Origin of the sequence: Mesorhizobium sp. M7A.F.Ca.MR.148.00.0.0, from assembly GCF_003997735.1 — a bacterium.
In the GTDB taxonomy this organism is placed as follows: Bacteria; Pseudomonadota; Alphaproteobacteria; order Rhizobiales; family Rhizobiaceae; genus Mesorhizobium.
Window position 1 is genome coordinate 1 of sequence record NZ_RZTB01000357.1, and the last position, 623, is coordinate 623.

1 protein-coding gene is annotated in these 623 nt (G+C 59.9%); it reads left to right on the forward strand.

Features of this window, described 5'->3' with window-relative positions:
- Positions 1–623, forward strand: a 623-nt coding sequence (locus EOB49_RS34485) for a caspase domain-containing protein (protein ID WP_206526200.1), incomplete at both ends; no start/stop codon positions are given.

The window sequence follows — 623 nt, forward strand, 5'->3', positions numbered from 1 at the left end:
GCCCAGGCCATGGCCGAACGCTTGAAGAAACTCGATTTTGAGGTCGTTTCCGGCTTCGACCTGACCAAGCTGCAGACACAGGCGACGATCGAGCAGTTCGCGAAACAGGTGCGCGGTGCCGACATCGCGCTGTTTTTCTATGCCGGCCACGGCCTGCAGGTTTCGGGCAAGAACTATCTGCTTCCAGTCGACGTTGCGCTGGAAGATGAAACCTCCCTCGACTTCGAAGCCGTGTCGGTCGATTTCGTTTTGCGCCAGATGTCACGAGAGACCAGCATCAGCATGGTGTTTCTCGACGCTTGCCGCGACAATCCCCTCGCCGAGGTGCTGGCCAAGACCGCGGGCGTCAACGGCGCCAGCAGCGGCCTTGCCGAGATCCCGGTAGAGAATGGTAGCGCCGGCACGCTCGTCGCTTTCGCCGCCAGTCCCAATCAACTTGCCTATGACGGGTCGGGCGAACATTCGCCTTTCACCTCGGCGCTCCTCAAGCGTATCGGCGAATCCAACGTCTCCATCACCGACGCCATGAACAGGGTCACCAGCGACGTCTTCAAGGCAACCTCCGGCAAGCAGCGTCCCTGGATCAACGTTTCGCTGAAAACGGATGTCGTTCTGCACAAGGT